Raw genomic sequence first — 17,447 nt, forward strand, 5'->3', positions numbered from 1 at the left:
AGCGGCTACGACGCCAAGTACGGCCGTTCGGCCGGCGGCGTGATCAGCCAGATCGGCAAGAGCGGCACCAACGACTGGCACTTCGGTGGCCAGGTCCTGTGGGCGCCGGCGTTCGCGCAGGACGGCTACAACAACTGGTATTACAGCAACCCGAGATTCACCTCGGCGAATGCCGGTGCCAACTACCAGGCGAACGAAGCCTTCGGCCAGATGTACCAGCCGAACAAGGCGGCGGGTACCAACACGTGGAATACCGTCTACGACGCGTACGTCAGCGGCCCGCTGATCCAGGACAAGCTGTTCTTCTTCCTGTCGGCCGAATCCGACAAGACGCAGTACAACAACGAGGCGGACAACGTCACGGCCGGAAAGGTCTACAGCCAGCGTCAGAGCCAGCCCAAGTACTACGCCAAGCTGGACTGGAACATCAACGACAGCAACATCCTGTCGCTGACGAACATCTACAACGGGTGGACCCGTAATCCGGCCACCTACTCCGATTACAGCTACGACAACAACCAGTACACGAAGGGCGCTTTCTCGAACTACGGCCTGGAACAGAAGAACACCTTCGACATCTGGATCGGCAAGTACACCTCGTACATCACCGACGACCTGACGCTGAACTTGCTGTACGGCAAGATGAGCGGCAAGTACTACACGACGTTCGGTCCGGACTACGACGCCGACCTGCCCAACATCATCGCGGCGTCGCAGCAGATTGGCGCGCCGTGCAGTCACGGCTGCACCAACAGCAACATCTACACCACCGTCAACAACCCGAACCATACGTCGGGAGTGCGCAACCTGCGCCTCGATCTCGACTGGAAGCTGGGCAACCACGACCTCCAGTTCGGTATCGACAACGACAACAGCGTGGACCGCATGGATGGCGCGGAGATGACCGGTCCGGGTTACCAGACCAGCAACGGCTATGCCTGGTCGTACGGTCCGGGCTATGTGGCCCAGTACCGGTTCAGCACCCTCACCACGTCGGTAGTAGTCAAGCAGCGTGCCGAGTACATCGAGGACAACTGGCAGGTGACGCCCAACCTGCTGTTGAATGTCGGCTTGCGCGATGACCAGTTCACCAACTACAACCCGGCGGGCGAAGCCTATCTGCGCCTGACCAAGCCGCAGTGGGCGCCGCGTCTGGGCTTCAGCTGGGATGTGTTCGGTGACTCCAGCATGAAGGTGTTCGGCAACGCTGGCCGCTACTACCTAGCGATGCCTGCCTCGGTGGCGCTGCGCGAAGCCAGCACTCCGCTGTATACGCTCACCTATTTCAGCTACACCGGTGTCAACGCCGACGGCACACCGCAGGGTGTGGCGCCGGCAGCGCTGGGGGCCTGCGGTGGTGGTGGTTGTGTCGGTCCCAATGGCAACGAATATGTCGTCAACAACGAAAACGGCAGCCTGGTCAATCCGAAGGCGGCAGCAGCGGCCAACCTCAAGGCCGAATACCAGGATCAGTTTGTCCTGGGCATGCAGCAGCAGTTCACGATGTTCGACCAGAGTTGGGTGTACGGCGTCACCGGCACCGTGAACAAGCTGGGTCGTGTCATCGACGACTTCGATCCCCAGGTTTACGCAGGGAGCGGCTCGACCGATACGGTACTGCTCGACCTGGCCAAGGCCCAGGGCGTGAGCATCAATACGGCCCTGCTCAGCGGCAGCACGCTGATCAACCCGGGCAGCAGCATGGTGCTGAATGTTCCGACCACCTCGGGTGGTTGGGCACAGGTCACGATGCCGGGCTCCGCCTTCAACTACCCGAAGGTGAAGCGCAACTACTACTCGCTGGATCTGTACCTGGAGCACGTGTTCGACGGCAAGTGGTACGGCAAGATCGACTACGTGTTCTCGCGCAGCTACGGCGACACCGAGGGTCCGACGCAGTCGAACATCGGCCAGGGCGGCAGCTCGCAGTCGGGCACCGAGCAGTGGGACTTCTGGCAGATCATGCAGTACGCCAACGGCGACCAGGCCAACGACCAGAAGCACCAGTTGCGCCTCTACGGCTCGTACAAGATCACTCCGGAGTGGATGGTCGGTGCGACCTACCGCATCGCTTCGGGTACGCCGGAATCCTGTCTGGGTTGGTACGGCCCCGGCCAGACCAATTACCAGAACTACGGCGCGGTCGGGACGGGTGGCGGTGCCTACCACTGGTGCGGTGGCGTGCCGACGCCGCCGGGCAGCACGGGCTTCACGCCGTGGACGCACCAGTTGGACCTGCAGCTGGACTACCGTCCGGCATTTGCGAAGAACCGGCTGGATTTCCAGCTGCAGATCCACAATGTGTTCAACGAGCAGAAGGTCACGCAGGTCAGTGCGCAGTACGGTACCACAGCGTACTCCGCGTCCGGTTCGCCTGGCCCGATGCCGGACTACCTGTCTCCGCTCGGCATGGAAGCGCCGCGTTACGTGCAGTTCGGTATCACGTACGATTACTGATGACTGCAACAACAGGCCCCAGGGGATCGGGGCTTGGAGAAACGCAAAGGCCGCCGGGAAACCGGCGGCCTTTTTGCTTTTGTCACTGCCGTAAGATCCGGTGGTATCGCGATCAACGATCAGAGCAATAGGCGCGCTTGCCAGGATCGGCGCGTGATGCCATGCGACTAAGCTAAATGAGGGGGGTGCCCTGATCTCCAAACGACGCGGAGCGACCTCGGTCGGAATGGGACTACAGTGATGACATATCAGCGGTGGATGCGTCCGAGCCGCGCCAAGGTATGATGGTCCCACCTAAGCCCCGGCCGCAATCCGACTTCACATGCGGCCGGCCAACCCAGGAAACGAACCCATGGCACGCGGCATCAACAAAGTCATCATCGTCGGTAACCTCGGCGCCGATCCCGAAACCCGCTACACCGGCAGCGGCACTGCCATCACCAACCTGCGCATCGCCACCTCGGAACAGTGGACCGACAAGCAGAGCGGCGAGCGCCAGGAGCGAACCGAGTGGCATCGCGTGAAGCTGTTCGGCAAGCTGGCCGAGATCGCTGGCGAATACCTGAAGAAGGGGCGGCAGGTCTACATCGAAGGCTCGCTGCGCACAGACAAATACACCGACAAGGACGGCGTCGAGCGCTACTCCACCGACATCGTCGCCAACGAGATGCAGATGCTGGGTGGCGGTAGCGAAGGTGGCGGTGGCGGCGGCAGTGGTGGCGGCTTCCAGCGCGAGCGACCACAAGGCGGCCAGCGTTCGCAGGGCGGCGGCAACTACGGCAACAACAACTACGGCAACCAGTCGCGTGGCGGTGGCGCCCCGGCACCGTCAGCGCCGGCGAGCAGCGGCGGTTTCGAGGACGACGATATTCCGTTCTAGACAACACATGTTTGAAAGTGTTGATTTAAGTTTGAAAAGCCCCTGCTCTTGCAGGGGCTTTTTCTTTCCTTCGAACAATCCCTTTCGAGATTCTGGTGTGCTGCTTCGTAATACCCAGGTTTTCGGGAGAGAGGTGTATTGAACCGCAGGGACTGCTTGCGGCTTCAGTTCCGCTCAACTATCGCGATCGCGACTAGGCTGGCCATCCTTGACTATGTCCAGCAGCGAAGCTAGGTGCGTTTCAAAGTGCTTCCAGCGCGCCACAGAAGACTGGTAGATCGGCCGGCGAACCTGTGCTGCGCTGGCGGTGCGAACAGCGCGCTTGTTTTCATGGAAATTCAGGCAACGCGAATCCCATGGCAGTTCCAGGTAATCCACCAGGCGGCGCGCCTGACCTTCGGTGTCCGTCACCATGTCTTCGTAATGCAGCGTGAGTATCGATCCTGCCGGCAACACCTTATGCCAGTGTCTCATCAATGCGATATAGCTAACGTAGTATCGCCCGAGGCTGCCAAGCTCATAGCTGAAATCGAGGTTGTTTTTCGCAAATAGAGTGGCGTAACACGAGAAGCACGAATCCATTGGGTCACGCATGGCGTGAATGATCTTCGCACCGGGAAACATCTGCCGGATCATGCCGATGTGCATAAAGTTCGACATCATCTTGTCGGTGATACGCGTGGCATTGGGAGCGAGCGTCCACACCTGCTCAATATATGCCTGCCCCAGGCGCAGGAAGGTATCCTTGGAAAGGCTTGAGGCGATTTCCGGATAGCGGTTGCCAGGTAGGCCGGCCTCCGCGGCGAAGTTGAAAATCAGACTGTCCAGGTTGGGCAGCTCGCCTGCGCCATAAATATCCGGATGCGTGGAAAGAATTTGTTCGATCAGTGAGGTCCCCGAGCGCGGCATGCCGACAATAAAGATCGGTGATTTGCCCGGTAAAGCCGGGGAGGGGCGATTGGCAAAGAATTGCTCGTCAAAAACCGCGCGCACGCTCTCGACAAGAATGTTTCTGTCGGACTCGCTTGGTGCCAGCTGTGCGTGTTTCAGACGGTTGCCTTGCGCATAGGCCGCAAAGGCATCGTCATGGCGTCCGATATCCTCAAGCATCTTGCCCATGGTGAACCAATAGCGAATGCGGGAGTTTTCGGTACGGGAGGGTAGCTTGGCGACGAGTTTTTCCATGCGTTCGATTTCAACGTCGCCTGGTGAAAACCTGCGCAAAGAGGCCAGATTGAAATAGGCTTCCACCGATTCAGTGTCGATCGCCGCGGCCTTTTCGTACCACGCGAGCGCTTCGTCCAGACGGCCTTGCCGATGAATGCTTCTCCCGAGATTGTTGCAGGCATCCAAATCATTGGGTTTGCAGTGCAGCATGCGTCGAAACGTTTGCTCCGCCTCGGCGAAGTGTTCCAGTTGGTACTGGAGACCGCCGAGATCGACATAAGCCCTGGCGAATCGATCATCAATGGCGATGGCTTGGCGGTATTGCACTTCAGCCTCGGCATACGCACCGAGTTCGCGCAGCGCGTTGCCGAGATTGGCGTGGCCCTCGGCGTCCTGTGGCGTCAGCGCGACGACACGGCGAAAGCTATCGGCAGCTTCGTCCATGCGCTTCAGGCCATACAACACCACACCCAATGCGTTATGCAGCGACGCGCCGCCAGGGTATTTCAGCAAGGCGTTTCGCAGATGAGGTTCGGCTTTGACATAGTCCCCCGCGCTCATCCGGGTAAAACCGAGATTGGCGTGCGCTTCGCTGAAATCCGGGCGCATTGCCAGCACGCGTTCATATGCTCCTATCGCTTCGCCATAGCGAAGCTGCATGGCCAAGGCGTTACCGAGCTTGAAATGGGCATCGACAAAGTCAGGCTTGCGCGTGCACGCACGACTATAGCTTTCGGTGGCTTCGGCGGGATCCTGCAGTGCCATCAGACTGTCACCCAACGCGACGTGCGCAACGGCGTCCCATGGTGAAAGTGCTACGGCGCGCCGCAGCACCTCAACCGCATCGGTTGAACGCCCCTGCACGTTGAGCGTGGCGCCCAGCGTTTGCCACGAGGCGCTGTGCTCGGGATACCGTTCGGTAAGCGTACGCGCCAAGGCCTCCGCTTCGACATGCTGTTTTCGGGCGATCAAGGCGATCACCGCCTCGACATGGCGTTGATCCGGAGCATGCGGTGCAGCACTGTGTGACATGGATCTGCATACCGTTGTGATGGTCGTTGTGAAGAACCGCTCAGCAGGCGCACTCAGCCTGCATAGCAGGTATGGCATAGATGGGGCGCTTTACGATTCCACCAGACTCTCGCTCGCGGTGGCGCAAAATTATGACGAATAACTGAACACGATTCGATTGATATCGATATCAGCTCATCCACATCGAGTCGTTTAGCAAGGTCGATGCGCAAGGGCAAAGGCAAGGCAGCAAGCTGAGCCACCTGGCCAAAGCACTGATGGAGAGTCGCAATAACCTTCGGGGCGCGGTCGGCGTTCGCCACGTCAGCGGCGCAGGCGAGCGCGAGAAGGGAGCTGAATTTGGCGGTCATAGCGAGCGTGGCATCTGTTTCACGCGGAATGCAGACGAGGGCTGCGATACGCGCAATTTCTTGGCATCGCCAAAGCAATGCGGACCCGAACAGGCCTTCTGAGTCATTGCTATCACCATGATCAGCGCGGACATTTGAACGTCTTTGGATCCTATAGATCAGCACATCTTCAGCATGCTATGGTCCCGCGGCCAATCGGCACCCCTGGGGAGGGGAGCATCGTTAGTTTCCTCGCAATCTCTTCTTTTACTTTCATTGACTACTTGGAGTAGCTTCCGATGAATAGAACAGATTCGATGGGAAAAAAATCAAAAAAAGGAATTTCCAGCCTGGGCCGCAAGACATGCGGCCTTCCTTTTGTCATAGCGATGGCATTTGGCGCTGCTAGCACGGCACACGCAGCGCAGTTCATGACTCATCATGTGCGCGATGTCGTGAGCCAGATGGCTGCTCATCAGGTGGGTAACTTGCCCGCCACCGAGTTGATGAGCATCGATGTGGTGTTGCCAGTGCGTGATCAGGCTGGCCTCGATCAGTTCGTGGCGAATGTCAGCAACCCAAATAGTCTGCAATATCGCCAGTACGTCACACCGCAGGAGTTCACCGCACGGTTTGGTCCGGTGCAGAGTGACTATGAGACTGTGAAGAACTACTTGGCCAAGTATGGCTTCACCATCATCGGTGGCAGCCTTGACAGCATGGACATCAGGGCCGTCGGTCCTGTTTCCTCGGTAGAAGCGGCGTTCAACGTGAAGATGCATACGTATCAGCATCCCACTGAGAATCGCATCTTCTTCAGCCCAGATCGCGAACCAATGACCTCGTTGGCGATCCCGTTGTGGCACGTATCAGGACTGGACAACTATTCCATCCCACACCCGCAGCTCGTAAAGAAAGGCGAATATGCCGCGGCCCATGGCATTTCGCCGGACATGGTGGTTTCGCATGCAACCACCGGCTCAGGCCCGTCCGCCTCCTTCTTGGGTAGCGACATGCGTGCGGCCTACTACGGCAGCGGTTCACTGACTGGTGCCGGTCAGACCTTGGGCCTGTTCGAATACGCTGGTATCAACGCCTCCGACATCGCCTTGTATTACAAGAATGCCAAGGAGACGAATCCGAACAACCTCACCGTTGTCTCCACCGATGGCACTCCCACCACCTGCAGCGGCGGCAGTAGCTGCAGCAGCGACGGTGAACAGGCTCTCGATGTAACTCAAGCGCAGGGCATGGCGCCGGGCTTGGCCCATGTGATCATGTATGTCGGTGCCACCGACACTGCGATCATCAGCGCAATGACGACGACGACTGATTCCAACGGCGTGCTGCCGTTGACCATCAGCTGTTCGTGGGGCTGGACTCCGGAAGACGCGACGACGCTCGATCCCTATTTCGAAAAGATGGCGGCTCAGGGCCAGAGCTTCTTCGTTGCTTCCGGCGATTCGGGCGAATGGACCAAGACCGGGAATGCCGAATCGTGGCCGGGTGACGACGCGCACATCATCAGCGTGGGCGGCACCGATCTCACCACGTCCAGCGCAGCAGGTCCGTGGAAATCGGAAACCGCCTGGAGTGACTCTTCGGGGGGCATTTCGCCGAACGACATCGCCATTCCCACGTGGCAACAGATCTCCGGCGTGATCACCTCCACCAACAAGGGTTCAACGAAGTATCGCAATGGTCCAGATGTGTCGGCCAATGCGAACTTCACCTTCTACACCTGCGCCATGGGCAGCTGCCAAGCCAACGAATACGGCGGCACCAGTTTTGCTGCACCGATGTGGGCGGCCTTTGTCGCGCTGGCCAATCAGCAGACCGCAAGCAATGGAAGCACCGCGTATGCGGGCTTCTTGAACCCGACGATCTACGCCAACAACGCGCCTGAGGGCACGACCTACTCAAGCACCTTCCACGACATCACCAGTGGCAAGAACGAAAAGTTCTCTACCGAGAAGGGTTATGACCTGGTCACCGGTTGGGGCAGTCCGCAGGCTGCACTGATCAGCAAAATCGTTCAATAACCAAAGCAATTGCAGCACAAAAGAATCGGGCCCGGATGCATGCCGGGCCCGATTTCATTCCAGGGTTACGATGGCCCAAGCTGCGCTATTTCCCCTCGATTGGCCCTTTGCTCTGCCGTTCAAGTGCTGGGTGTTTAGAAAGAGATGGCTTGACGCCCGTATCAGAACACCAGACTTCACGTGACGCAGGGTAGACATATCCAGCGATATTGTTTGCAATCATCCATCAGGGGGAGAGCAAGCCATGCACATTGGAACGCAAGGATTCGACGTATCCGATGGGTTTCGCCGCTACAAGGTAAAAGACCGTACCACCGCGCTAGCGATAGGAGGCCTCTGCTTGCCCATCCCCGGGGGCGCATCGTGCAGATTGATGCTTCATGGTGGGAACACTGGTCTATTGCTGGATGAAATGTCTAGTAGCAGCGGGGGTGTCGTAGGAGATATCAGGCAACAAGCTTTTCCCGGCCTCTACACAATTAACGTTAGCGGATGCCAAGTGATTGGGCTCCTTACTTACGAGTCTGGGAAGTGGACCAGGTACTTCTTCCAGCATTGTTTGGCGGGCTACTACAACATTCAACTGGCGGCGAAAGCGATATCACTTCCGAAATTCACAGTAGGCATCGTCGCCCAGATCGGAAACGCTGGATTAGAGAGCACTGTCGATGACCTGGTAGCGAAGGTTGGTATCCCGAAAATGAATATCATCGGCTATGACGCTGGAGACGCGGGCTCGATCAATTTCGGAATCCGTCTTACAGGCGGTCCATTCGGCGGGCACTTTGGTGAAATCAGCTGAGACATCGGACGCAAAGCGAGGCGGCGAGGCTGTAGGGGCGGGGCGACCACGAGCCAACTCGCCCAGTTCGTCACGATGAGGACGACCTCGGTGACGCCCAACTCCAGAACGATTAGTTAGGAACATGTCCGCGCTTCAGCTTCAACGAACACTTATTTCTGAGTGTTGAGAAACATTTATGGAAGGCCCCGTCTCGATGGGGCTTTCTTTTTTTGTCTGTCTTGATCGTTGAAAAAGATTCATTTGTTGGACAGTATGGCTTCGGCAATGGCCTTTAAGGCGCTTTCGGTGCCCTCGCAGGCATCGTTGGCCAGCAAGACAAAGCCTTCGTGCTGTTTTGGATAGAGCACAACCTGGCTGGACATGCCGAAGCTTCCGCCGCTGTGCGAGATGACGGGTTGGCCTTGGTCGCTCCCCAGGTTCCAGGCCATGGCTTCGCCGTCATCCGGGTTGCCCGTCAAGACCTGGTGCGAAAGGTGGATGACTGGATTGCCGTCATCCAGCTGCCAGCGGATGAAGCGCGCCATGTCTTCCGTGGACGCATACAACCCCCATGCGGCGCCCGCATTCCGCGGGTGGTACGGCGTGACGCGGCCGTAGCGGTCGTAGCCGTTGATCAGGCGCGACCGTTCGTTGCCGTCGAGCGTGAAGCTCGTGGACGCCATGCCCAGCGGTTGCGTGATGTATTGGCGCAACAGTTGATCGAACGGTTTGCTGTAGACCTTTTCCAGCCCGAGTCCGATCACCAGAAAGCCGGCATTGGAGTAGACCTGCTTTTCGCCGGGGGTGCTACGCAACCTGGTGTCGTGCAGCGCCGCCAGGAACTGTTCGCGACCGAAGCCCTGGTTGAGAGCGACCATGCGCGCATTGAAGTCAGGTGCGCTTTTGTCTGCAAAGAGGGCATCCGTGTCGGGAATGTCGCGGGGCATGCCGGAGTAGTGCGTGACCAGCGTACGTAAGGTGATCGGGCGGCCATTCAAGGCGAGATTGCCGTAGTCACCCGGTAAATCGTTGCGGAAATCGCCGTCCAGACTCATGCGTCCGTCGACTATCGCTTGCGCCGCCAGCGTCGCAGTGAAAGTCTTGGTGACCGATGCGAGTTCGTAGATGCTTTGTGGCGTCGCGAGGGCGACTTTGTCGCGCGAAGTGCTTCCATAGTCGTAGAAATAGGTATGGCCAGCTTCGACCACGGCGATGGAAACGCCTACGTGGCAGCGATTGCGAAAATAGCGGATGGCGGCTTTGTCGACGGCGAGGTCCAATGCCGAATGGCGCGGGTTGTCGCTGGGCGTTCTTCCAGTCGTGGCGTACGCCGCGAAGGAGAGGGTCAAGTACAGAAACGCCGCAGCGCAAATCAGCCAACGTGCGCCAGGTGTGGAAAATGTTGCATCCCGCGCAATCTGTCCGGTCATGGCCATTCCTTCGATGCTTCGATGAGGTGCAGTTACGGCGAAGGCTCAGGCTAGCATCGCGGTCAGCACCGACACGCAGATCGCAGCGCAAACGACGAACAGGCTGTTGAGCATCAAGGTTTCGAATTTCATGGCGGTTGTCCGTTGGGTGGGTTGGTGAGGCTTTCGAGATTAGGTAGTGCAAGGCTGATGCCAGCTGCACCCATGTCTCGAGAACCGCATAACAGCGCCATTTTTAAGAGGTTGCGGAAATGCGGTGACTTGTCCGCGGACAGTTGTCCCCATTGCCCGGACAATGCGGCGCCATGGAAACAAGGAGCGGGACACATTCCTGCAGTCTTCTTCGCTGTCCCGAGGCTGGTCCTCTTTCTCGTCTTGCCGAAACAGGAAAGCCCGCCGTCATGGCGGGCTTTCCTTTGTGTCTGCATTGGAGAAGGCGGGTTCTCAGCTCATCGATTGCCGATGGCGTCGAGTTCCGCCAGCACATCGGTCGATAGTTCCAGTTCGGCCGCACCGAGGTTTTCGTGCAGGTGACCGACCGATGACGTGCCCGGGATCAGCAGGATGTTCGGCGCACGGTGCAGCAGCCAGGCGAGGGCGATCTGCATCGGCGTGGCGCCGAGGCGCCTGGCCACGCTGTTGAGCTTGTCCGATTGCAGCGGGCTGAAGCCGCCCAGCGGGAAGAACGGCACGTAGGCGATGCCCAGGTCTGCGAGGGCTTCGACAAGGGCATCGTCCTCGCGTTGCACTAGGTTGTACTGGTTCTGCACGCACACCACCGGTGCGATGGACTGCGCCTGCTTCACCTGTCCAAGCGTGGCGTTGCTCAAGCCCAGGTGACGAATCAGACCTTTATCGCGCAGTTCGGCCAGTGCGGTGAACTGCGGTTCGATGCTGCCTTCGCTGGGCTTGTGTACGTTGCCCATGATGCGCAGGTTCACCACGTCGATGGCGTCGAGGCCGAGGTTGCGCAGGTTGTCGTGCACGGCCCGGGTCAGCTCGGCGGGGCTTTGCGCGGGGTTCCACGATGCGTCGGCACCGCGCACGGCGCCCACCTTGGTCACGATGGTGAGCTTGTCCGGGTAGGGGCTGAGCGCCTCGCGAATGAGACGGTTGGTGACGTGCGGACCATAGAAGTCGCTGGTGTCGATGTGGTCGACGCCGGCCGCGATGGCTTCGCGCAGCACGGCGAGCGCGCCGGCATGGTCTTTTGGAGGCCCGAACACGCCCGGACCGGCGAGTTGCATGGCGCCATAGCCCATGCGGTGGACGGTGCGGTCACCGAGCTGGAAGGTGCCGGCTTTCTTCAGAGCGTTCATGTGCTACTCCTGACGGGGCGAGGGATGCAACGAAGTATGGGGATTGACCGGCCGATCGATAATCCATTGGAATCGGCACGGGTTGTGCGAGTAGCCGAACAATGAATGCCGACATGCAGGATCTCCTCGCCTTTCTCGCCGTGGTCCGCGCTGGCGGTTTTCGCGAGGCGGCGCGCACCAGCGATGCCTCGGCATCCAGCCTCAGCGAGGCGGTGCGCAGGCTAGAGGCCAGGCTGGGCGTACGCCTGCTGAACCGTACCACTCGCAGCGTCGCACCGACCGAGGTGGGTACGCGGCTGGTCGAACGGTTGCTGCCCGCGCTGGGCGAGGTGGAGGCCGCGCTCGACGTGGTGAACCACTTTCGCGACAACCCGGCGGGCACGCTGCGCATCAACGTGCCTGCGAACGTGGCGCGTACGGTGCTGCTGCCGATCATCACCCCCTTCCTCAAACGCTATCCCGACATCCGCATCGAGGTAGTGGTGGAGGACAGCTTCGTCGACCTGCTGGCCGCGGGTTGCGACGCGGGCATCCGTTACGACGACCGCCTGGAGCAGGACATGATTGCCCTGCCCATCGGCCCGCGGACGCAGCGCTTCGTCACTGCCGCCGCCCCGGAATACCTGGCCGCCCATGGCACGCCCCGGCACCCGAAGGATCTGCTTCAGCACCGCTGCCTACGCGGCCAGTTCGCGGGAGGCGCCATGCCGGTGTGGGAGTTCGAGCGCGACGGCGAGACCCTCCGCATCGACGCGCCTGGCCCGCTGCTGGTACGCCAGGGTGCGGCATTCGACCTTGCGGTGGGCGGAGCGTTGCAGGGTCTGGGGATCATCCACCTGTTCGAGGATTGGCTGCGGCCACATCTGGACAGCGGCGCTTTGCTGCCCATCCTTGAGCCTTGGTGCCAGGCCTTCAGCGGGCCGTATCTCTATTACCCGGGACGGCGCCATTTGCCGGCGCCGCTCAAGGCATTCGTGGATTTCGTGCGCCAGCAGGTTCCATCTGCGTAACGCGCGGCCTTTCACCTGCATGGCCGTGCCCGTCGCCGCAAGGCATGGCTACTGGCAACCCTCTGGCAGGTAGGCGGCTGCGATGTCCGGGCTCCGGCACATCCAGACGATGGCACCGTCCCGTCCTTCGGCCACCAGCGCCAGCCTCTTGCCGCGCAGGGCTTCGGGTGCGCCCTCTCCGAATGCGGTTACCAGCGCGGTGCCCTCGTCGATGGCCAGCACATCGAAGCCGATCAGTTCGTTGCTGGCGTATGCCTCAGCTTCTTTCAGTCCGGCCTGCATGTTGTTTTTCGGCCAGGCGCGATTGCGGTCGATGGAGTCCAGCATCTGTTGCTTCAACGGTTCGGCCAATGCCAATGCTTTGGCCACGTGAATCCGCAGCGCATAAGCCTGGTAAAGCGGGATGGCGACGGCGGCGAGGACGGCGGCGCAGGGCATGCCCAGCAATACCCAGAACGCGGCCCTGGACACGGCAGGACGATCCCGCCCCGTCTGTTGCCAGCGAGCCAGCCAGGTCAATTGCGCCTGCAGGTACAGCGTGTTGAAGAAGAACAGCGTGATGGCGCCGATCCGGACCGGGAGCCGGTAAATGGCCATGTGCCGACGGATCGAGGCCGCCATGGCGAAATAGGCGCCATAGAAGAGCATTCCGGAAGCCAGTTGCAGCAGCTTGCCGAGGCGTGCCATGGAAGTCAGTGGCGCCGTACCCTCCGCCGGCGGCCACGCGGGAATCAGGAAGAACGAGGCGAGGATGCCGCCCAGCGACAACCACAGCATCAGCGACGCACTGCTGCGCGGATCGATCCTGCGCACCCAACTGGCCTGGATGAAGGGCCAGACGATGGCGAAGATGCCAAGCGTGAGTACGCTGAGCAGGAAAACCCAGGTCCAGTGCAGGGACGGCGGAGGTGGCAGGTAGGCGCGATCGGCGGCCTGTATGGGCTTGGACTCTGAATCCCGGTCTCCCAGCCGTGTCGTCGCGTCATTGCGGTCCATTTCGCGTCTCCCTTGCCGGATCGCAAGATTATGCGACCATCTTGCGATGGGGCAAGGTGCGGATCCGTTGCGCCTGACGCGCCGGTATTTGCCTGGCGTCGTGCCGAAGCGGTGCTGGAACAGGTCACCGAAGTGCGATGGTGTGGCGAAACCCGGCTAGGTCGCGATGACGGCAATGGCTCTGCGCCGTTTCGAGCAGGCGACGACCGGCTCAGGTGCAGGTGATGCGTAGAAGCGTCTCGCTTTCCGAGTCCTTCAGGGTCGAACGATGCCCACCACCGGTATATCCAGCGGCCGCACATCCAGCCGCTCCGGCAACCCCATCCCCAGGCGCAGGCTGCGACCGATGCGGTCGGCATAATCCTGCATTCGTGCTGCATCGTCGTCGTCCAGCACTTCGCGGGTGGTTTCGCGCCACAGTTCCAGCCACCGGACAAAATGACTGGCGCGGATCGCGGGCTGGCCGCGGTGCACTGCCATCGGGTTGCCGCGATAGCTCTGCGTGCCCAGCGCCACCGAACTCCAGAAACGGATGAGCAGCGCCTTGTGTTCGGGCCAGTCATGCACGGCGGCGTTGAAAATGGGGCCGATGGAGGCGTCGGCGCGTACCTTGTCGTAGAAGCGGTCGACCAGGTTGGCGATGCGGGTTTCGTCGAGCGTAGTCATGGCTTGCTTGCCTGGTTTCTGCCGAGGCGCATCGCGCCCGGTGCAGACATTTTCGCAGATGTGCATGCGCCGGGAGAGGCGCGGCGGGGGCGTCTGCGGCAATCTGTCCTTGGGCTCGGTTCCGTGCGGCCAAAGCAAAGAAGCCCGCTTGCGCGGGCCTCCTGGCTTTGAAGAGTGCGGCCATGGATGGCCGCACGTTTGATTCACGCGATCAAGGATGATCGCAAAAACACATCCTTACTTCGCCACCACGCGCACCATTTCCAGGCACTTGTTGCTGTAGCCCCACTCGTTGTCGTACCAGCTCACCAGCTTCACGAAGGTGGAGTCCAGCGCGATGCCGGCGTCGGCGTCGAACACCGAGGTGCAGGTCTCGCCGCGGAAATCGGTGGCGACCACCTTGTCTTCGGTGTAGCCCAGCACGCCCTTCAGCGCGCCCTGCGACTGCGCCTTCATCTCCGCGCAGATTTCCGCGTAGGTGGCGGGCTTTTCCAGCTCGCAGGTGAGGTCGACCACGGACACGTCCGAGGTCGGCACGCGGAAGCTCATGCCGGTGAGCTTCTTGTTGAGCTCGGGGATCACCACGCCGACGGCCTTGGCTGCGCCGGTGCTGGACGGGATGATGTTCTCGAGGATGCCGCGACCGCCGCGCCAGTCCTTGTTGCTCGGGCCGTCCACGGTCTTCTGCGTGGCGGTGGCGGCATGCACGGTGGTCATCAGGCCGCGCTTGATGCCCCACTTGTCGTGCATCACCTTGGCGATCGGCGCAAGGCAATTGGTGGTGCAGCTGGCGTTGGAGATGATCGCCTCGCCCTTGTAGGTCTTGTCGTTCACGCCGTAGACGAACATCGGCGTGTCGTCCTTCGACGGCGCGGACAGGATCACCTTCTTCGCACCGGCGTCGAGGTGCTTCTGCGCGGTGGCCTTGTCGAGGAACAGGCCGGTGGATTCGATCACCACGTCGGCCTGCACTTCGTTCCACTTCAGTGCAGCGGGGTCGCGCTCCTGGGTGAGGCGGATCTTCTTGCCGTTGACCACCAGTTGGCCACCCTCGATCGCCACATCGCCCTTGAAGCGGCCGTGCACGGAGTCGTAGCGCAGCATGTAGGCGAGGTAGTCCGGTTCCAGCAGGTCGTTGATCGCGACGATCTCGATGTCGTTGCCGAAATTCTGCACCGCAGCGCGCAGCACATTGCGACCGATGCGGCCGAAGCCGTTGATGCCGACCTTGATGGTCATGGGACAGCGTCCTCCGATTACGGGGAAGGGCGGCCGCGGAGCGCGACCGGTTAAAGACGCGATTTTAGCGGGAAACCGGCACGGCTGCCTGCGCGGCGGCAGCTATGATCGGCGCATGCATTCCACGGGTGCCTCGCCATGCCTGCCAACATCAGCTCCTTCTTCCATGCCGCCACTGGCACATGGACGCATGTGGCCAGCGATCCCTCGACCCATGAAGCGGCCGTGATCGATCCCGTGCTGGATTTCGATCCGGTCAACGGCCGGATCGGCACGGAGGCGGCGCGTGCGGTACTCGACCATCTGCATGCGCAAGGGCTCCGTGCGAAATGGATACTGGAAACCCATGCGCATGCCGACCACCTCACCGCTGCGGCGTGGTTGCGCGCGCAGACCGGCGCACCGCTGGCAGCTGGTGCGGGCATCGTGGAGGTACAGGCCGGTTTCAAGCGACGGCTGGGTCTGGGCGAGGAGTTCGTGGCTGACGGCTCGGCGTTCGATCGCCTGCTGCACGACGGCGACGCACTGCCGCTGGGCGAATTGACGATCGAGGTGCTGGCCACGCCGGGCCACACCGCCGACGGCGTGAGCTATCGCATTGGCGAGGCGGTGTTCATCGGCGACACATTGTTTTCGCCAACAGCAGGTACTGCGCGTTGCGACTTCCCCGGCGGCAGCGCGGCGGCGCTGCATGCCTCGGTGCGCCGGCTGTACGCGCTGCCGGGTGATACGCAGCTGTATCTCTGCCACGACTATCCCGCTGCCGGCGCCGCTCCGCGCGACCGGGTGTCCGTACACGAACAGCGCGAGAGCAACATACATCTTTCCGCCGGTACCGCCGAAGCGGATTTCGTGGCATTGCGCGAACGCCGCGACGCTACGTTGTCGCTGCCGCGGCTGTTCTGGCCGTCGCTGCAGGTGAACATTCGCGCGGGCGAATTGCCGCCGGTGGACGGCGAAGGGCGGCGCTTCCTGAAACTGCCGCTGGATGCGCGCGCTGTAGACACCGCGATCGGTCGTTTCCTGCGCAACGCGCTGGATAGCGGAATGCCGGTGAGCTGATCGAGTGTCCCGTCGCGGTTCCTCGCCGCGGGACAGCAGTTGCCGGGCGGTAGGTGCACTGATGACCCAGGCACGCTGTGGCACACTGCCGGACTCCCCATTTGTCCGAAGTGCACGCCATGAAGTTCCCTCGCCGCCTGTTGGTCGCCTCGCTGGCCGTATTCGTCGTTGCTCCCGCTGCGCAGGCCTGGGGGCCGCTGGGTCACAGCATCGTCGCCGCGCTGGCGCAGAGGCACCTGAGCCCGGCCGCCGAGGCCGAGGTGGCGCACCTGCTCGCGGCTGACCACACCACCCAGCTTGCTGACATTGCCAGCTGGCCCGACCAGATCCAGGACGACCCGGCGATGGCTACGCTGTGGCAACAGACGCGCAAGCTGCACTACATCAACTTCCGTGGCGGCCCGGACTGCGACTACGTGCCGCCGCGCGACTGCAGCGATGGCGAGTGCGTGGTGGACGGGCTGGCGCATTACGTGGCGATCCTCGGGGACAAGTCGCAGCCGGACGCCGCGCGCCTCGAGGCGCTGAAATTCGTGGTGCATTTCGTGGGCGACGAGCACCAGCCCCTGCATGATGGCTATCGCGACGATCTTGGCGGCAACAAGTATCAGGTGCAGTTCGAGGGCAAGGGCAGCAACCTGCACAAAATCTGGGATTCGGGCATGTTGAAGACGCGCGGGCTGGACTGGCAGGCCTATGCGCAGAAGCTGGACGCGGAAGGTCCGGTGGCGCTGCCGCCGAACAGCTCGCCGCTGGACAATCCCTACGCGCAGTGGGCCGAGGAGTCCTGCCGCATCACGGCCGCGCCGGGCTTCTATCCGGACAGCCACAAGATCGACCAGGCCTATGTCGATGCCGAATTGCCGGTGGCCGAGAACCAGTTGCGCATCGCCGGGCGCCGGCTGGCCGAGGTGCTCAATCTCGCGTTGGCGAACTGAGCGCCTGTCCACGGTCCTCGTGTCTCCTGCGCAACCGGTTCATGGCACGGTGCCCGCGGATCGCGGACATGCGTTGACGCATTGAATGCGTCATTA

At 61.2% G+C, this 17,447-nt stretch carries 13 protein-coding genes; 7 read left to right on the forward strand and 6 right to left on the reverse strand.

Annotated elements, in window-relative coordinates; genetic code table 11:
* Both IHE49_RS12155 and ssb read left to right on the forward strand, forming a co-directional pair.
* A partial coding sequence (locus tag IHE49_RS12155) for an Oar protein (RefSeq protein ID WP_192158237.1) occupies positions 1 to 2,457 on the forward strand: 2,457 nt, incomplete at its 5' end.
* A gap of 352 nt (positions 2,458 to 2,809) precedes the next feature.
* The gene (gene ssb, locus IHE49_RS12160) at positions 2,810 to 3,337 is read left to right on the forward strand and encodes a single-stranded DNA-binding protein (protein WP_192158239.1); all 528 of its coding nucleotides are present in this window, start codon (positions 2,810 to 2,812) and stop codon (positions 3,335 to 3,337) included.
* Between the two features lie 174 nt (positions 3,338 to 3,511).
* Here the strand turns inward: ssb and IHE49_RS12165 are convergent, their stop codons facing one another.
* Positions 3,512 to 5,536 (reverse strand): tetratricopeptide repeat-containing sulfotransferase family protein, encoded by a 2,025-nt coding sequence (locus IHE49_RS12165; RefSeq protein ID WP_192158241.1) that lies wholly within the window; start codon positions 5,534 to 5,536, stop codon positions 3,512 to 3,514.
* A gap of 628 nt (positions 5,537 to 6,164) precedes the next feature.
* Here IHE49_RS12165 and IHE49_RS12170 point away from each other — a divergent pair.
* Together IHE49_RS12170 and IHE49_RS12175 are read left to right on the forward strand one after the other, a co-directional pair.
* A complete protein-coding gene (locus IHE49_RS12170; protein ID WP_192158242.1) occupies positions 6,165 to 7,907 on the forward strand; it encodes a S53 family peptidase in 1,743 nt (580 codons plus the stop codon).
* Positions 7,908 to 8,466: 559 nt separating this feature from the next.
* Positions 8,467 to 8,709, forward strand: coding sequence for a hypothetical protein (locus IHE49_RS12175; RefSeq protein WP_192158244.1), 243 nt, complete (start codon positions 8,467 to 8,469; stop codon positions 8,707 to 8,709).
* 239 nt (positions 8,710 to 8,948) lie between these two features.
* Here the strand turns inward: IHE49_RS12175 and IHE49_RS12180 are convergent, their stop codons facing one another.
* Positions 8,949 to 10,121 carry a serine hydrolase domain-containing protein gene (locus IHE49_RS12180; protein ID WP_192158246.1) on the reverse strand — a complete coding sequence of 391 codons (1,173 nt, stop codon included), beginning with the start codon at positions 10,119 to 10,121 and terminating at the stop codon, positions 8,949 to 8,951.
* Positions 10,122 to 10,570: 449 nt separating this feature from the next.
* Positions 10,571 to 11,440, reverse strand: coding sequence for an aldo/keto reductase family oxidoreductase (locus IHE49_RS12185; RefSeq protein ID WP_192158248.1), 870 nt, complete (start codon positions 11,438 to 11,440; stop codon positions 10,571 to 10,573).
* A gap of 101 nt (positions 11,441 to 11,541) precedes the next feature.
* On the opposite strand from IHE49_RS12185, the gene IHE49_RS12190 reads away from it, so the two are divergent.
* On the forward strand, positions 11,542 to 12,450 hold the full coding sequence (locus tag IHE49_RS12190; RefSeq protein WP_192158250.1) for a LysR family transcriptional regulator: 909 nt from the start codon (positions 11,542 to 11,544) through the stop codon (positions 12,448 to 12,450).
* A 48-nt stretch (positions 12,451 to 12,498) separates the two neighbouring features.
* Here the strand turns inward: IHE49_RS12190 and IHE49_RS12195 are convergent, their stop codons facing one another.
* The 3 genes from IHE49_RS12195 to gap form a co-directional block, all read right to left on the reverse strand.
* A complete protein-coding gene (locus IHE49_RS12195; protein WP_192158252.1) occupies positions 12,499 to 13,446 on the reverse strand; it encodes a pilin in 948 nt (315 codons plus the stop codon).
* A 255-nt stretch (positions 13,447 to 13,701) separates the two neighbouring features.
* Positions 13,702 to 14,112: a group III truncated hemoglobin gene (locus IHE49_RS12200; RefSeq protein WP_192158254.1), complete on the reverse strand. Its 411-nt coding sequence runs from the start codon at positions 14,110 to 14,112 to the stop codon at positions 13,702 to 13,704.
* A 237-nt stretch (positions 14,113 to 14,349) separates the two neighbouring features.
* Positions 14,350 to 15,351 carry a type I glyceraldehyde-3-phosphate dehydrogenase gene (gap, locus tag IHE49_RS12205; protein WP_192158259.1) on the reverse strand — a complete coding sequence of 334 codons (1,002 nt, stop codon included), beginning with the start codon at positions 15,349 to 15,351 and terminating at the stop codon, positions 14,350 to 14,352.
* A 138-nt stretch (positions 15,352 to 15,489) separates the two neighbouring features.
* On the opposite strand from gap, the gene IHE49_RS12210 reads away from it, so the two are divergent.
* Both IHE49_RS12210 and IHE49_RS12215 read left to right on the forward strand, forming a co-directional pair.
* Positions 15,490 to 16,413, forward strand: a complete 924-nt coding sequence (locus IHE49_RS12210) for an MBL fold metallo-hydrolase (RefSeq protein WP_192158261.1) — start codon at positions 15,490 to 15,492, stop codon at positions 16,411 to 16,413.
* A 119-nt stretch (positions 16,414 to 16,532) separates the two neighbouring features.
* A complete protein-coding gene (locus IHE49_RS12215; RefSeq protein ID WP_192158263.1) occupies positions 16,533 to 17,351 on the forward strand; it encodes a S1/P1 nuclease in 819 nt (272 codons plus the stop codon).
* The last annotated feature ends 96 nt before the right edge of the window (positions 17,352 to 17,447 follow it).

Source organism: Rhodanobacter sp. 7MK24 (assembly GCF_014842995.1).
Classification (GTDB): Bacteria; Pseudomonadota; Gammaproteobacteria; order Xanthomonadales; family Rhodanobacteraceae; genus Rhodanobacter_A.

Bases quoted from the DNA above. Each gene is read 5' to 3' on its own strand.
- IHE49_RS12195 (WP_192158252.1), bottom strand. From the start codon at position 13,446: ATGGACCGCAATGACGCGACGACACGGCTGGGAGACCGGGATTCAGAG.
- IHE49_RS12180 (WP_192158246.1), bottom strand. From the start codon at position 10,121: ATGACCGGACAGATTGCGCGGGATGCAACATTTTCCACACCTGGCGCA.
- IHE49_RS12200 (WP_192158254.1), bottom strand. From the start codon at position 14,112: ATGACTACGCTCGACGAAACCCGCATCGCCAACCTGGTCGACCGCTTC.
- IHE49_RS12170 (WP_192158242.1), top strand. From the start codon at position 6,165: ATGAATAGAACAGATTCGATGGGAAAAAAATCAAAAAAAGGAATTTCC.
- IHE49_RS12215 (WP_192158263.1), top strand. From the start codon at position 16,533: ATGAAGTTCCCTCGCCGCCTGTTGGTCGCCTCGCTGGCCGTATTCGTC.
- IHE49_RS12185 (WP_192158248.1), bottom strand. From the start codon at position 11,440: ATGAACGCTCTGAAGAAAGCCGGCACCTTCCAGCTCGGTGACCGCACC.
- IHE49_RS12210 (WP_192158261.1), top strand. From the start codon at position 15,490: ATGCCTGCCAACATCAGCTCCTTCTTCCATGCCGCCACTGGCACATGG.
- ssb (WP_192158239.1), top strand. From the start codon at position 2,810: ATGGCACGCGGCATCAACAAAGTCATCATCGTCGGTAACCTCGGCGCC.
- IHE49_RS12190 (WP_192158250.1), top strand. From the start codon at position 11,542: ATGAATGCCGACATGCAGGATCTCCTCGCCTTTCTCGCCGTGGTCCGC.
- gap (WP_192158259.1), bottom strand. From the start codon at position 15,351: ATGACCATCAAGGTCGGCATCAACGGCTTCGGCCGCATCGGTCGCAAT.
- IHE49_RS12165 (WP_192158241.1), bottom strand. From the start codon at position 5,536: ATGTCACACAGTGCTGCACCGCATGCTCCGGATCAACGCCATGTCGAG.